This is a genomic window from Kribbella sp. DT2 (assembly GCF_049844575.1).
Classification (GTDB): domain Bacteria; phylum Actinomycetota; class Actinomycetes; order Propionibacteriales; family Kribbellaceae; genus Kribbella.
The window spans coordinates 1,468,975-1,482,892 of record NZ_JBNCLH010000001.1 but is presented as its reverse complement, the minus strand read 5'-3'; the positions used below and the strand labels follow the sequence as shown (position 1 = coordinate 1,482,892).

General features: G+C 68.7%; 15 protein-coding genes. 6 read left to right on the top strand and 9 right to left on the bottom strand.

Annotated features, from left to right (window positions below; genetic code table 11):
- Window positions 1–15: 15 nt before the first annotated feature.
- From ACLQ2O_RS07010 to ACLQ2O_RS07000, 3 genes are read right to left on the bottom strand one after another with little or no spacing between them, the layout of a single operon-like run.
- Window positions 16–1,350: an ABC transporter substrate-binding protein gene (locus ACLQ2O_RS07010; protein WP_425828398.1), complete on the bottom strand. Its 1,335-nt coding sequence runs from the start codon at window positions 1,348–1,350 to the stop codon at window positions 16–18.
- A 36-nt stretch (window positions 1,351–1,386) separates the two neighbouring features.
- On the bottom strand, window positions 1,387–2,271 hold the full coding sequence (locus ACLQ2O_RS07005; protein WP_425828396.1) for a carbohydrate ABC transporter permease: 885 nt from the start codon (window positions 2,269–2,271) through the stop codon (window positions 1,387–1,389).
- Window positions 2,261–3,142: a carbohydrate ABC transporter permease gene (locus tag ACLQ2O_RS07000; RefSeq protein ID WP_425828394.1), complete on the bottom strand. Its 882-nt coding sequence runs from the start codon at window positions 3,140–3,142 to the stop codon at window positions 2,261–2,263. Before ACLQ2O_RS07000 ends, ACLQ2O_RS07005 begins: the two co-directional genes overlap by 11 nt.
- A 205-nt stretch (window positions 3,143–3,347) precedes the next feature.
- Between ACLQ2O_RS07000 and ACLQ2O_RS06995 the strand changes: the two genes are divergently transcribed.
- From ACLQ2O_RS06995 to ACLQ2O_RS06985, 3 genes are all read left to right on the top strand, one after another.
- Window positions 3,348–5,108, top strand: coding sequence for a hypothetical protein (locus ACLQ2O_RS06995; RefSeq protein ID WP_425828392.1), 1,761 nt, complete (start codon window positions 3,348–3,350; stop codon window positions 5,106–5,108).
- 205 nt (window positions 5,109–5,313) lie between these two features.
- Window positions 5,314–5,673, top strand: coding sequence for an STAS domain-containing protein (locus ACLQ2O_RS06990; RefSeq protein ID WP_425828390.1), 360 nt, complete (start codon window positions 5,314–5,316; stop codon window positions 5,671–5,673).
- A gap of 55 nt (window positions 5,674–5,728) precedes the next feature.
- Window positions 5,729–5,860 carry a hypothetical protein gene (locus ACLQ2O_RS06985; RefSeq protein WP_425828388.1) on the top strand — a complete coding sequence of 44 codons (132 nt, stop codon included), beginning with the start codon at window positions 5,729–5,731 and terminating at the stop codon, window positions 5,858–5,860.
- Here the strand turns inward: ACLQ2O_RS06985 and ACLQ2O_RS06980 are convergent.
- Complete coding sequence (locus ACLQ2O_RS06980) at window positions 5,857–6,681, bottom strand: hypothetical protein (RefSeq protein ID WP_425828386.1); 825 nt, start codon at window positions 6,679–6,681, stop codon at window positions 5,857–5,859. The genes ACLQ2O_RS06985 and ACLQ2O_RS06980 overlap by 4 nt on opposite strands.
- Before the next feature lie 162 nt (window positions 6,682–6,843).
- Here ACLQ2O_RS06980 and ACLQ2O_RS06975 point away from each other — a divergent pair, with 162 nt between their 5' ends.
- A complete protein-coding gene (locus ACLQ2O_RS06975; protein WP_425828384.1) occupies window positions 6,844–8,076 on the top strand; it encodes an MFS transporter in 1,233 nt (410 codons plus the stop codon).
- A 46-nt stretch (window positions 8,077–8,122) separates the two neighbouring features.
- Here the strand turns inward: ACLQ2O_RS06975 and ACLQ2O_RS06970 are convergent, their stop codons facing one another.
- Window positions 8,123–9,091: an aldo/keto reductase gene (locus ACLQ2O_RS06970; protein WP_425828382.1), complete on the bottom strand. Its 969-nt coding sequence runs from the start codon at window positions 9,089–9,091 to the stop codon at window positions 8,123–8,125.
- Window positions 9,092–9,231: 140 nt separating this feature from the next.
- On the opposite strand from ACLQ2O_RS06970, the gene ACLQ2O_RS06965 reads away from it, so the two are divergent.
- The gene (locus ACLQ2O_RS06965) at window positions 9,232–10,092 is read left to right on the top strand and encodes a helix-turn-helix transcriptional regulator (RefSeq protein WP_425828380.1); all 861 of its coding nucleotides are present in this window, start codon (window positions 9,232–9,234) and stop codon (window positions 10,090–10,092) included.
- A gap of 104 nt (window positions 10,093–10,196) precedes the next feature.
- Here ACLQ2O_RS06965 and ACLQ2O_RS06960 read toward each other — a convergent pair whose 3' ends face one another.
- From ACLQ2O_RS06960 to ACLQ2O_RS06950, 3 genes are all read right to left on the bottom strand, one after another.
- Window positions 10,197–11,234 (bottom strand): IS30 family transposase, encoded by a 1,038-nt coding sequence (locus ACLQ2O_RS06960; protein ID WP_425829088.1) that lies wholly within the window; start codon window positions 11,232–11,234, stop codon window positions 10,197–10,199.
- A gap of 424 nt (window positions 11,235–11,658) precedes the next feature.
- On the bottom strand, window positions 11,659–11,952 hold the full coding sequence (locus ACLQ2O_RS06955; protein ID WP_425828378.1) for a hypothetical protein: 294 nt from the start codon (window positions 11,950–11,952) through the stop codon (window positions 11,659–11,661).
- Window positions 11,949–12,119 (bottom strand): hypothetical protein, encoded by a 171-nt coding sequence (locus ACLQ2O_RS06950; protein WP_425828377.1) that lies wholly within the window; start codon window positions 12,117–12,119, stop codon window positions 11,949–11,951. The genes ACLQ2O_RS06955 and ACLQ2O_RS06950 overlap by 4 nt, the downstream gene beginning before the upstream one ends.
- Window positions 12,120–12,204: 85 nt before the next feature.
- Here ACLQ2O_RS06950 and ACLQ2O_RS06945 point away from each other — a divergent pair, with 85 nt between their 5' ends.
- The gene (locus ACLQ2O_RS06945) at window positions 12,205–12,903 is read left to right on the top strand and encodes a DUF2625 family protein (protein WP_425828375.1); all 699 of its coding nucleotides are present in this window, start codon (window positions 12,205–12,207) and stop codon (window positions 12,901–12,903) included.
- Between the two features lie 31 nt (window positions 12,904–12,934).
- Here the strand turns inward: ACLQ2O_RS06945 and ACLQ2O_RS06940 are convergent, their stop codons facing one another.
- On the bottom strand, window positions 12,935–13,729 hold the full coding sequence (locus tag ACLQ2O_RS06940; RefSeq protein WP_425828373.1) for a phosphotransferase family protein: 795 nt from the start codon (window positions 13,727–13,729) through the stop codon (window positions 12,935–12,937).
- Window positions 13,730–13,918: the final 189 nt, after the last annotated feature.

Genomic DNA, 13,918 nt, shown 5'->3' with positions numbered 1-13,918 from the left:
TGCCTCCTGCAACAGTTATTTGGCGAGCTCGCCGTTCATCTCGTCGAGGAACTTCTGCGCGGCGTCTCCGGGTGAGAGTCTGCCGAACAGGACCTCGGTGGTGTAGCGCTGGATGATCTTCTCGACCTGTCCACCGCCGACCGGCGGCGGCGGGGACGGCTTGCCGAGCTCCTTGGCGATGGCCTGGATGAAGGCCTGCGACGCCGCGTCGGCGGGCTGGAGCTTGGTGGCGACGGCGGTGCGGATCTCCGTGTTGGGCGGGACGCCGCGCTCGGCGAGCAGCAGGTTGCCGGCGGTGGTGTTGTTGGCCAGGTAGCTGACGAACTTCGCCGCCTCCGCCGGGTGCTTCGACCGCGACGAGATCGACCAGAACATCGAGCCCTTGTAGTACGAGCCGTTCTCGCTCGCCTTGCCGGTCGCGCTCGGCAGCCGCAGCAGCTTGAGCTGCTGGCCCGACGCCTTGCTCAGCGCGTTGAGCTGGTTGCTCCAGGCGTAGCTCATCGCGAGCTTGCCGGTCGCCATCCCGGACTGGTCGAGCGGCGCGGTCATGCCCTGCGACGTGAACTCCGCCGACGGCGTCGCCTTCGACGCCTGCAGCGCCAGCAGGTTCGTCCAGTACTGCGTCAGCTTGTCCTTGCTGATCCCGAGCTTGCCGTCCTCGGTGAACAGCGACTCGCCCTGCTGCCGCGCCCACATGTTCAGGCTGGCGTCGTTCGTCCCGTACGCCGCCGTGCCCCAGCCCTTGCCGTTCAGCTTCTGGCTGATCTCGGCCGAGACTGCTCCGTACTCGTCCCAGGTCCAGGTGGTGTCGTCCGGGATCGCCACCCCGGCGGCCTTGAACACGGCCGGGTTCGCGACGATCGTGAACGCGTTGATCCCGGCGTTCAGCCCGTACAGGCCGTCGTCGAACTCCCCGGCGGCGAGCGTGTCCGGCTCGAACTTGGCGGTGTCCAGCCCGTCGGCCTTCTTCAGGTCGAGCAGCGCCCCGCGGTCGGCGTACTCGCGCAGGTACTTCTCGTCCATCTGGATCACGTCGGGCGCGTCGTTGGCGGCGACGGTGGTGGCGAGCTTGTCCCAGTAGCCGGCCCACTCGCCGAACTCGCCCTTGATCTTGATGTTCGGGTTCTCCTTCTGGAAGGAGTCGATCACCTGCTGGGTGATCTTGTGCCGGGTGTCGGAGCCCCACCAGTTGAACCGGAGGGTGACCTCGCCACTCGCGGAGTCCCCACCGCCTCCGCCGGAGTCGCCCCCGCAGGCGCTGGTGGCCAGCAGGGCGGCGGCCATCGTGACGGCGGCCAGGGCCCGCACGCGCCGGCGCGGCGGTGCGGTCAGTCGGGGTAGCGGCCTCATGGGTGAACCTTTCTGATGAGCGGTGCTGCCGGGGAACTACTTGATACCCGTGGTGGCGATGCCCTTGATCAGGAACCGCTGGCCGAGCAGGAACGCGAGGAAGACCGGGACCAGCGAGACCACCGACATCGCGAACAGCGATCCCCACGACGTGCTCGCGGTGGCGTCGACGAAGGCCCGCAGGGCGACCGGGACGGTGTACATCTTCGGGTCGGTCAGGTAGATCAGCTGGCTGAAGAAGTCGTTCCAGGTCCAGATGAACGTGAAGATCGCGGTGGTCGCCAGCGCCGGCACCATCAGCGGCAGGATCACCCGCAGGAAGATGCCGCCCTTGCCGCAGCCGTCGATCCGGGCCGCCTCGTCCAGCTCGCGCGGGATGCCGCGGATGAACTGGACCATCAGGAACACGAAGAACGCGTCGGTGGCCAGCAGTTTCGGCACGACCAGCGGGAGGAACGTGTTGATCCAGCCGGCCTGGCTGAACAGGATGTACTGCGGCACGATCACCACGTGGATCGGCAGCATGATCGTGACCAGCATGATCGAGAACCAGAACTTCTTGCCGGTGAAGTTCAGCCGGGCGAACGCGTACGCCGCCATCGAGCAGGACACCAGGTTGCCGACGATCGAGCCCAGGACGACGGCCGCCGAGTTCAGCAGGTAGCGGGTGAACGGTTCGGTCAGCGCGTTCCAGCCGATCCGGTAGTTCTCGATCCGCAGGTCGCGGACCAGGATGCCGGGGTCGCGGAAGATCTCGTTGCCGGGGCGCAGTGAGCTGACCACCATCCAGATCACCGGGTAGAGCATCACCAGCGCGGTCGCCGCCAGCGCGAGGTGGGTCAGCGCGGGCCGGACCCGCCGCCAGGCGAGCGTCGTACCGGAGGTGGCCGGGACCGGGCGACGCAGGGTCTCAGTCGTCATAGAACACCCAGTACTTCGAGGCGACGAAGTTCGCCGCGGTGAAGACCCCGATGATCACGAGCAGGAACCACGCCATCGCCGAGGCGTAGCCCATGTCGAAGTTTCCGAAGCCACGGTCGTAGAGGTAGAGCGTGTAGAACATCGTCGAGTCCGACGGGCCGCCGGTGCCGCCGGAGACGACGAAGGCCTGGGTGAACGACTGGAACGCGTGGATGATCTGCAGCACCAGGTTGAAGAAGATGATCGGGGTCAGCAGCGGCAGCGTGATCGTCGCGAACCGCCGCAGCGCGCCGGCGCCGTCGACGGAGGCGGCCTCGTAGTACATCGCCGGGATCTGCCGCAGGCCGGCCAGGAAGATCACCATCGGGGCACCGAAGGTCCACACGTTCAGCACGACGAGCGTGCCGAGCGCCGTACTGGGGTCGGAGATCCAGCCCTTGCCGTCGAAGCCGAGCGGCGCGATCACCTGGTTGAGCAGGCCGTCGGTGCCGAACACCTGCTTCCACAGGATCGCGATCGCGACGCTCGAGCCGAGCAGGGACGGCAGGTAGAACACCGAACGGTAGAAGGCCATCCCGCGCACCCCACGATCCAGTACGACGGCCAGCAGCAGGGCGACCGCGAGCTGGATCGGGACCGAGACGAAGACGTAGGTGAAGGTGACCTTGAGCGAGTTGTGCAGCCGCTCGTCGGACAGCATCCGGGTGAAGTTCTCCAGGCCGATCCACTGCGGGGCCTGGATCAGGTTGTAGTCGGTGAAGGCCAGGTAGAGCGAGGCGATCATCGGTCCGACGGTGATGACGAACAGGCCGACCAGCCACGGGGACAGGAAGAGGTAGGCAGCGAAATTGTCCTTTTTCTGCCCACTCACTTTCTTTCCTCCAGACAGTATTCGACAATGCAGTGGAAAGCGTTTACCCAGAGCGGACAAACTAATAGAACGAACCGGTTCAGACAAGAGTTCACCGGGCTGCTCGGTGACCGATTCCGGACACCTGTGAAGTCTTGACAGTGCAGTGCCGCCGAAGAACAGTACTGGGCATTTGGCAATCGCTTTCCCAGTCTGTGGAGGCTTCATGCAGCGTCGTACATTTCTGGCCGGGTCGCTCGCCGGGCTGTCTGCGGGGACCGTTCTGCCGAGCCTCGCGAGCGCGTCCACCACGGCGACCACCACCGCCGCCGACGAGGAACTGCTGACCCTGCTCACCAGCGCGAACGAGGCGCAGATCCCGCTCGTGCTCGGCAACTTCCAGAGCACCGGCGACAGCGTCCGGAACGTCGCCCGGAAAGCACGCCGGCTGGTCGCCGGGTACATCTGGACGCGCTCGCGCTACCACCACGACGCCGCGCTGCTCACGCCGCTGCGTTTCCTGGTCGACAAGCTCGAGAGCACCCAGAACGACGACGGCACGTACGACGCCGGCAACCTGCACTCGCCGCCGGACAGCGCGTTCGCCGTCCAGGACTTCTGCACGGTCTACGCCCTGCTGGACGCCGATGACAGCCCGGCAACCGAACCCCACCGCGCCGTACTCGAACGCGTCATCCGCAAGGCCGGCCCCGCGCTCGCCTCCGGCGGCGTGCACACCCCGAACCACCGCTGGGAGATCTCGGCCGCGCTCGCCCGCACCCACCACCTGTTCCCCGACCGGCGGTACGCCGCGCGCATCGACGACTGGCTGGACGAGGGCATCGACGCGACGCCCGACGGCATCTACAGCGAACGGTCGGCCACCTACGCGTCGGAGGTCACCAATCCGAGCCTGCTGACGATCGCCTGGCTGCGCGACAAGCCCGCGCTGCTCGGCTTCGTACGCCGCAACCTCGAGGCGACACTGCACCTGCTGGAACCGAACGGCGAGGTCGACACGATCGCCTCCCGGCGCCAGGACCAGACGCGGGTCCGGGAGGTCTGGTGGTACCTGACCCAGTTCCGCGAGCTCGCGCTGCACGACCGCGACGGCCGGTTCGCGAGCGTTGCCAAGGACATCGAACGCCGCGGCACCGGTGAGCTCGGCGACTTCCTGGCCGAGGTGCTCGAACGGCCCGAGCTGGCCGCCGTACTGCCGTCGCCGAAGCCCGCACCAGCTGACTTCGTGGCCGAGTACCCGGCGCATGCACTGGCCCGAGTACGCCGGGGCGACCGGACCGCGACCGTCTTCGGCGGGACCGACTTCCACGACATCCCGGTGATCGCGTCGGGGCTGTCGACGAACCCGACGTTCTTCAAGCTCCGCCAGGGCGCCGCGATCCTGGAGTCGGTGCGGTTGTCGCCGCAGTTCTTCAGCACCGGGCACTTCCGCAGCGACGGCTTACGGCGTACGGGGTCTCGTACGTTCCGGTTGAGCGACGAGGTGAAGGTCCCCTACCACCTGCCGCTGCCCAAGCGGTACCGGCGCAAGGACGGCGCGTACGCGCTGACGCCGGACGGCCGGTTCTACGCGTCGATGGACTTCCCGCACCGGCCGAAGCAGTACCGGACGCTGCGGACGACGGTCACCGTCGCCGAGGCCGGCAGCGGCTTCGACCTCACCTTCGAGCTGGACGGCTCGGAGGTCCCGTTCGCGATCGAGCTGTGCTTCCGGCCGGGCGGAACGCTGTCCGGGGTCCAGACTTTGGATGCTCCAGGCAACTATCAGCTGGTCGAGGGCACCGGCTCGTACGCCGTCGGCGACGACCGCATCGAGTTCGGCCCGGGGAACGGCGCGACCCGGGTCGCGATGGATCCCGGCGAGCGCTACACGCAGCTCAACGGTTCCCTCGTACCGGACGGCCAACGGGTCTACGTCACCGGCCGCTCGCCGTCGCGGATCACGCTGCGGCTGCGGACGTCCTGAGGGTCGCTGCTCGTGGTCGGTGATCCACGCTCCGCGCACAACGCGGTCTCGGCGGGGTGTGGATGGTTGAACTGTCGGCTCGGCGGGTGATACTGCTCGCAGACCGATGGTTCAGTCCAGAGCCATCGCCCAACGCGCCCGTCGTCCGACGGGCGCAGCCGGCGTCTGGATCACCGGCCGCCGACAACCCGAGGAGCTCCGGATCGTGGCTGCCGACAGCGCGGATCTGACCGTCCAGGTCGACCATCTCGGCCCGCACCCGGTGGTGCGGCTGTCCGGTGACGTCGACCTCGAGGCGGCGCCCGCACTGACCGAGACCCTCCGGGCGGTGCTGGACACCATCGGCACCAAGCCGCTGGTGCTCGACCTGAGCGAGGTCGAGTTCATGGACTCCAGCGGCCTCGGCGTCCTGGTCGGTGCCCACCAGCAGGCCGCGGTCCAGGGCGGCGCCCTGATCCTGGCCGGCCTGCACCCGCGGGTCGCCAAGATCCTGCGCATCACCAAGCTGCACAAGGTCTTCACCGTGGTCGATTCCGTCGACGAGGCGATGGCCCCCGAGGTCTGAGCCGGGCTGCTCCGGGGGCGTGGAACGGGGGATCCACGGACGGACGGGGAGCGAAGTGAGCTTTCACGCGGCGGTGTTCATCGCGGTCAGCCTGGACGGCTTCATCGCCCGTCCGGACGGCGCGAGTGGCGGCCGACGGGCCTTCGGGACGGGCCGATCGCGGCGGGCTGTTCGTCGTACGGGCTAGAGGCCGCGTTCCTGGGTGGGGCTTGCGGGGTTGTGGGCCCGGCCGCCGGCGCGCGACGCCGAGCCGGGGGCGACCTCCTGGTCCTTCGGGGTCGGGTTGCGAGCGGCGTCGGCGGTCTTCGCCAGGTCTGCCGCCTTGGCGAGGCTCCCGTCCTCGCCGGCCTTCGCGAGCGCATCGGTCTCGTCCATCGCCGCGAGCCGGTCCGGCTCCTTCTCGGCCAGCTTGGCAGCGGCTTTGCCGAGCGTGGCCTTCAGCTCGTCAGCCCCCTGGCGCATTCCGGTCTGAGCAGCCCTGATCCTGTCCGCGGTCTCTGCCCGGTCCGCGCCCAGATCGCTCCTCAGTAGTTTGTTCACCGAATCGCGCACATCGTCGATCTGCCGGCCGGCACCGTCCAGCGCCGTGCCGGCCGCCTTCACCGCCCCGCTCAGATCGGTCAGCCGGTTCCCCAGTGTCTTGATCTCCGGCGTCTCCACCCCGAGCTCTTCGACCAACTTGGCCTGCGACTTCGCACCCTCCCGCAGATGGTTGCCCGCGAGGTCGAGATCCTGCTGGAACCTCCCGATCTCCCCACCGGCCCGCCGAAGCCGTCCACCGAACACATCGGCATCGTGCATCGCGCCGCGCAGGACTCCCACCTGTGCCCCCTCAGGACTCTTGAGAGCCTGATCCGCCTGCTGCCCGAGAGCCGTCAGCGCCGGGCCGTTCTCGTTCCCGAGCTGCTGGGTCAACGCTCTCGAGTCCTTCCCGACCCCCTCGATCAACGGCGCCGCCGCTCGCACCGCGCTCCTCAGGTCCTGCGTCAGCGTCTCCAGGTCGCTCATCCCGCTCAGCATCTCCTTCTCGTCCCCGTTCGGCCGATCCACGGTAGCCCTGGCCGGGGCCTCCCCGCCGTACGGGCTGCCCGGGCGCTCCGCCGTACGGTCTCCGCGGGATGCCCGAAACCCGCTTGCCGCACCGCTCGGTCAGGACGAGGATGGCTCCTCGTGCCCCGACGACGGTTGTTCGCCGACCTGAGTCCGTTGCGTGAGTCGGTCGACTTCCGCTGGTTGTGGGCCGGGCAGTCGCTGTCCGCGGTCGGCAACGTGATGACGATGGTCGCGGTGTCGATCCAGGCGTACGACGTGACCGGCTCCTCGATCGCCGTCGGCGGACTCGGGCTCGCCAACCTGATCCCGACCCTCCTGCTCGGCCTCTTCGGCGGTTCGATCGCGGACGCGGTCGACCGGCGGCGCCTGGTCCTGCTCACCAGCACCGGACTGATGGCCGTCGGCATCCTCTTCGCCGTCCAGGCGTTCCTGCACTGGAACGAGCTCTGGCTTCTCTACTTGCTGACAGCAACCTCCGCCGCCCTGGCCGCGGTCGACGGCTCCGCCCGCCGGACGTTCCCGCCGCGCTTCCTCCCGCCCCGGCTGCTCCCCGCCGCCGCGGCCCTCAACCAGCTCTCGTTCCAGGTCGCGATCATCGCCGCGCCCCTGCTCGCCGGAGTCCTGATCGCGACGGTCGGCATCGGAGGGGCGTACGCCGTGGACGCCGCCACCTTCCTCGCCGCGCTGGCCGGCGTCCGCCGCCTTCCACCCATGCCCCCGGTCGACGGCGGCTCGACCGTCGGCCTCCGATCCGTTGCCGAAGGCATCCAGTACGCCGCCCGCCACCCGCTGATCGGCATGATCTTCCTGCTCGACCTCAACGCCACCGCGCTGGCCATGCCCACCGCGCTGTTCCCCGCCCTCGCCGACACCCACTTCGGCGGCGGCCCGCAGACCGTCAGCTACCTGTTCGCCGCGATCGGCGTCGGCGGCATCATCGCCGCCACCCTGTCCGGCCCTGTCGGCCACCTCCGTCACCAAGGCCGAGCCATGCTCATCTCGGTCGCCGTCTGGGGCGGAGCCATCGGCGCGGTCGCCCTCACCACCCACCTCTGGCTGGCCATCGTCCTCCTGGCCACAGCCGGCGCCGCCGACATCATCACCACCGTCTTCCGCGCCACCATCCTCCAGGCCAACACCCCCAACGCCCTCCTCGGCCGCGTCAGCTCCCTCGACCTGATGGTGGGAATCGGCGGCCCCAACCTCGGCAACCTCCGAGCCGGCACCCTTGGCGGCCTCCTCGGCCCCGCCCCTGCGCTGCTACTAGGCGGCCTCACCTGCCTGGTCGGCGCCGGCATCCTCACCCTGTCCTCCAAGACCTTCCGCCGGTACGACGCGACTGAGGGGTAATGCCAGGGCCTCTCAGACCGTCGTACCGGTGTGTGCCTTTCTTGGCTCAGAAGCTCGCGGGGGCGCCTGGGGCGCAGGCCTCTTCCACAGTGCGGATCTCGTCGTCGGTGAGGGTCAGCTCCAGGGCCGCGGCGGCGTCCGGCAGATGGTGCTCCTTGGTCGGACCGACGATGGGAGCGTTGACGCTGGGATGCTTCAGCACCCAGGCGAGCGCGACCTGCGCCATCGGTACGCCGCGCGCCTCGGCGACCTTCTGTACGGCGTCCGCCACGGGCCGGTCGGCCTCGCTGAAGCGCCGGTCGGCGACCGGGTCGTTGCCTGCTCGCGTCGTCTGCGTACCCCACGGACGAGCGAGCCGGCCCTTGGCCAGCGGGCTCCACGGGATCGACCCGACGCCCTGGTCGGCGAGCAGCGGGAACATCTCGCGCTCCTCCTCGCGCTGCATCAGGCTGTACTGGTTCTGCATCGAGACGAACTTCGTCCAGCCGTGCAGCTGCGCGACGTACTGCAGCTTGGAGAACTGCCAGGCCCACATCGACGAGGCGCCGAGGTAGCGGACCTTGCCGGCCTTCACGACGTCGTGCAGCGCCTCCATCGTCTCCTCGGCCGGCGTCTCGGGGTCGAAGCGGTGGATCTGGTAGAGGTCGACGTAGTCGGTCCCGAGACGGTTGAGCGAGGCATCGATCTGCTCCGTGATCGCCTTGCGGGACAGGCCTTGGCCGCCCGGTCCGTCGTGCACCTTGAAGTGCACCTTGGTGGCGAGCACGATGTCCTCGCGACGGGTGTACTTGCGGATCGCGCGCCCGACGATCTCCTCGGAGCTGCCGAAGCCGTAGACGTTCGCGGTGTCCCAGAACGTGATGCCGAGATCGAGGGCCTGCCGGAAGATCGGCTCGGCACCGGCGTCGTCGAGCGCCCACGTGTTGAACCCGCGCGAGGTGTCGCCGAAGCTCATGCACCCGAGCGCGATCCGGCTGACCTTCAGCCCCGACGTACCGAGTCTGGTGTGTTCCATGGGTTGCTCCTGCCTGTGTGGCCTTCGGTCCGGCTCTGCGGGCTCCAGTCAACAGCTCGTCCTGCTCGCGCGGGAGTCACTGGCCTTCCGGGTAACGCCAGTACCTCCTTCGGCGCGCGGGCAGCGATTACGGTGGGGCCATGGACAACCGAGCCGAGATCCGCGAGTTCCTGGCCTCCAGGCGCGCCCGGATCACGCCCGACCAGGCCGGCCTCCCGGCGTACGGCGGCAACCGGCGGGTCAAAGGGCTGCGCCGCGAGGAGGTCGCGCTGCTCGCGGGGGTCAGCATCGACTACTACGTCCGGATGGAACGCGGAAGCCTGGGCGGCGCTTCGGACGCCGTACTGGAAGGCCTGTCTCGCGCTCTCCAGTTGGACGACGCGGAACGCGCCCATCTCTTCGACCTGGCCCGCGCCTCCTCGCCGGTCCCGGCCCGCAAACGCAAGCCCGCACCCGCCACGGTGCCTTCGAGCGTCCAACTGGTCCTGGACACCATCGGCGACGCCCCCGCGTGGGTCCGCAACACCCGCCACGACATCCTCGCCGCGAACCGGATGGCCCGCGCGCTCTACTCCCCCGTCCTCGCGGACCCCCGCCGCCCCGCCAACACGGCGCGCTTCGTGTACCTCGACCCCGCCGCGCAGGACTACTACCCCGACTGGGACCGCACCGCCAACGACATCGCCGCGATGCTCCGCTCCGAAGCCGGCCACAACCCGCACGACAAACTCCTGATCGAGCTGATCGGCGAGCTCTCCACCCGCAGCGAGGAGTTCCGCACCCGCTGGGCCGCCCACAACGTCCGCTTCCACCGCACCGGCCTCAAACGCCTCCACCACCCGGTCGTCGGCAACCTCGACCTCACCTTCGAGGCCCTGGAGTTCCCCGCCCACCCCGGCCTCACTCTGCTGGTCTACACCGCCCCCGCCGACACCCCCACCGCAGACGCCCTGAAACTCCTGTCCAGCTGGGCCGCCACCACCGAGCTCGCCGACCATTAGGTGTACTCGGTCAAGACGCTGGTGACGCCACGGCGTGGTCGGGTCGGGTGGTGCCCCAGCGGTGCGACTTTGAGCACGGCCCAGCCACTGTTCGGCCGGCGGTTTCAACTGGTTGTTGCTCGGAGTGCCTCGTTGAGGGCTTGGGCTGGAGTCTTCCATCCCAGGGTTTGTCGTGGGCGGGTGTTCAGCCGGTGGGCGACTTCGTCGGTGCGGGCGTGGGTGAGGGTGCGCAGGTCAGCGCCTTTGGGCCAGTACTGGCGCAGTAGTCCGTTGGTGTTCTCGTTGCTGCCGCGTTGCCAGGGCGAGTGGGGATCGGCGAAGTAGATGTCGATCCCGGTGGCGACAGCGATGGCGGCGTGTTCGCTCATCTCGGTGCCGCGGTCCCAGGTCAGCGAGCCGCGCAGCGCTTGGGGCAGCGAGCCGATCAGTGGTGTCAGCGCGGCTTTCAGGTCGAGCCCGGTGTGGCGCTCTGGTAGCGGGGTCAGCAGCACGAACCGGCTCTTGCGTTCGACCAGGGTGATCACCGCGCCCTTGCCGACCCCGCCCAGCAGCAGATCGCCTTCCCAGTGCCCGGGAACGGCCCGATCCGACACCTCGGCCGGCCGTTGGCTGATCGGCACGATCCCAATCAGGCCCCGCCGCACCACGCCGGTGCGGGGTTTGCGGCTCATCCGTTTGCTGCGCAGGTGATCGGTCAGTTCCCGGCGCAACTCGCCGCGGGCCTGGACGAACAACGACTGGTAGATCGTCTCGTGGCTCACCCGCATACCGTCGTCGTCGGGGAACAACCCTGGCAAGCTCGCCGCGATCTGCTGCGGCGACCAGTCCTGCAACATCAACTGCCCGACCGCCACCGCCAACGCCCCGGTCAGCTTGAACGGCTTCGGACGACGCGCTCGCCGGTTGGCATGACGCTGAGCACGATCAGTCCGATACCTGCGCGGCCGGCCCCACACACCGCCACCACGCGCCGGCCGCGCCGGCAACGACCCGAACCGGACCACGCCGTTACGCTCGATCTCCCTCGCGATCGTCGTGCGATGACGCCCCAGCACCTCCGCGATCTGCCCAACCGTCAACCCCGCCCCCAGCGACCTCTCGATCACCTGACGCTCCCGCACATCCAACCGCCTACCCGGCATCACTACCTCCCAGTCATCACACACATCATGTGCAACAACCGGTTGAGGCCAAGGCCTTCTCACCGGCTGACCGGCGCTCAAAGTCGCATCCGGCTGAGTGGGGGTGGGGGACCGACCGACAGGAGGTGTCCTGCCCAGGCGGCCGGGGCGAGCAGGTTCCAGGCGTACATCCCGTGCGAAGCGAGCCGGTGAACTGAAGACGTCCTGTCGGTCGGTACCGGCGACCCGACCACCAGCCCCCGTCACCGCACTCACCACCCCCTCGAAACCTCCACCTTGTGCACCGGTCAGCCGTCACGAAGCCCCACACACGACTGAGCCATGCACAAAGACGCGCCCTGAACACCGGCCACTCACCCCAGCACCGCACATACGGTTGCCGGCGTTCACCACCCGCGACCACCCTCATGACCGAGGACACGCCCTATCCGAGCGACTCGACCCACCGCAGCTCGGCGTACAGCCTCTCGCGGTCCCGGCGGCGCATCTCGGACTCGAGCATCATCAGCAGCGTCCACACTCCGACCGTCGGCGGACAGCACCCCCAGGTCGCACAGTCCCCGCGGGAACGATCCTTGCTATCAGCAACCATCCGGTGCCAGTCGACCACCACCTGCTCGACCGGCTCGCCCCGGGCCTCCAAGCGCAGCAAGGTCGTCCGGGTCAACACCGACAAGCCCGGCAGGTCCGACAACCGCGTGTACCGCCGTACCCTCACCACAGCTCGTCGAGCTTCTCCAACCGGGCCCGGAACCGCCGAGCATCCCGCCGCGGCAGGTTGTGCTCGACAATCGCGAACAGCTCAAGCAGCTCGTCGGCCGGCGTACAGCACTCCCAGACCCCGCACCCATCGGCCCGCACCTGCCCAGGACGCCTACGCGGCATGAACCTTTCGTGTGTTCAGCATCCGCCGATGGTCTCACCCGCCCTTGTTTTCCGGCAAGACCGATCGTCCGGCAGACTGCCTGGGGTGAACGCGACCGAGTCTGCCTGGCCCTGGGTACTGGAGCAGATCACCGAGAGCCCGGTGCGGGTCGAGCTACTGCCTCCCGACGGGCCGGCCGGATCGGCAACCCTCGCGCAACTGCAGGTGACCGAGCGATCGGCACTCGGCGCGACAGTCGTGAACTGCGGCGGCCTCCTGGTCGACGGCGGCTGGGTCAGAGCCCTCGGCGGTTCATCGATCCCAGGCCTGGGCATCGGCCGGGTCAACGAGTTCCCGGCGACGACCGACCCGAGCTGGGAACCGCTTAACGGCCTGATCATCGGGTACGACGTACTGGGCGGCGTCTTCGCCATCAGCACGTACGACGCGGCAACCACCGGCCGCCCCGGCGAGATCGGCCAGGTCGGCTACTTCGCCCCCGACACCCTCGAGTGGGAGTCCCTCGAGATCACCCACAGCCAGTGGATGGACTGGCTCCTGTCCGGCGGGACGAACAAGTTCTACGAGTCCCTCCGCTGGCCCGGCTGGCAGGACGAGAGCGACGCTCTGCTCCCCACCCATGGGATCGCGGTCTACCCGTTCCTGTGGTCGACAGAAGCACGGTCCGACCTGCCCGCTACCAGCCGCCGCCCGGTCCCGATGACCGAGCTCGTCGGCGTCGCCACAGACTTCACCGCCCAGATCGGCCTCCCGTCCCCGGGATTCCTCGGCAACTACAGCTGAGCCGACCGCGCCGGCCGGTGGGGCGTGGTGCTCAGCTGTCGAGGTTGACCATCGCCCTGTCCAGGAAGGCGTCTCGGCGGGTGGTTGCTGTTGCGTCGTACAGCTCGGTGGGGGTGTTGAGGGCGGCAATGGCATCCCAGTACGCGACGTTGCGGGCCTTGGTGGAGGTTGCGCGTTCATAGCCGTCCAGTACGTGGGCAGGTGCTTGGGGGCCGAACGAGATGGCGGCCTGCTTGCGAAGCTCGCTGAGGTCGACTCCTCGCGCTCCTACGCCGGCGGTCTTCCAATCGATGAGGGCCGCGATCTCGTCGCCTGCCCACATGAGGTTGCCAGGCCAGACGTCGCCGTGGAGGAAGACCTGTTCGCTGGGCGGTACGCCGTGCGCGGTGACCATCTCGTCGGCGGTCTGCAGCAGAGGTGTTGACGGCAAGCGCCCTTCGCGCCGGTCCGCGGCAAAGTCGTCCACCGCAATCGGCCGCGGCCGGAACGGCAGTTCCTCGTACGGCGCTAGCGAGACCGTGTGGACACGCGCGAGTACGGCGCCTGCTGCGCGCAGTCGCTCGACCGAAGGAGGCGCCGGCCAGTCACTCGTGCCCTGTACGACGGTCTCGAGCGTCGTTGGCACGCCTGTGCTCTGCAGGTCGGCCCCGAGCAGTCGTGGGGCCGGCAGCCCGAACCGCTCCGCCACTTCAAGCGCGGCGGCTCCCGTAGTCACCATGGCCGCGTCGATCCGCGGAGTAGGTGCTCGCAGCACCGCTTCCGTCAACTGCCCACGCCACTCGATACCCAGCCACCACGGCCCCTGGGCGCCGTGCAGAGCACGCACCTCGACGAGCCTCGCGCTCAGGCCGATTACAGCTGTCGCCCACTCCAGCATCCGCTCGGTCGGCGTACCGCCGCCTGCGCCCTCAGTTTTCCCGCACGCAAACAGCCTAGCGACCGTTCCCCGGCGGCAACAGTCATCTGCTAAGCGGCAGATCCGGCACACCGGTAGCGGCAGAGAAGGCACACGGGT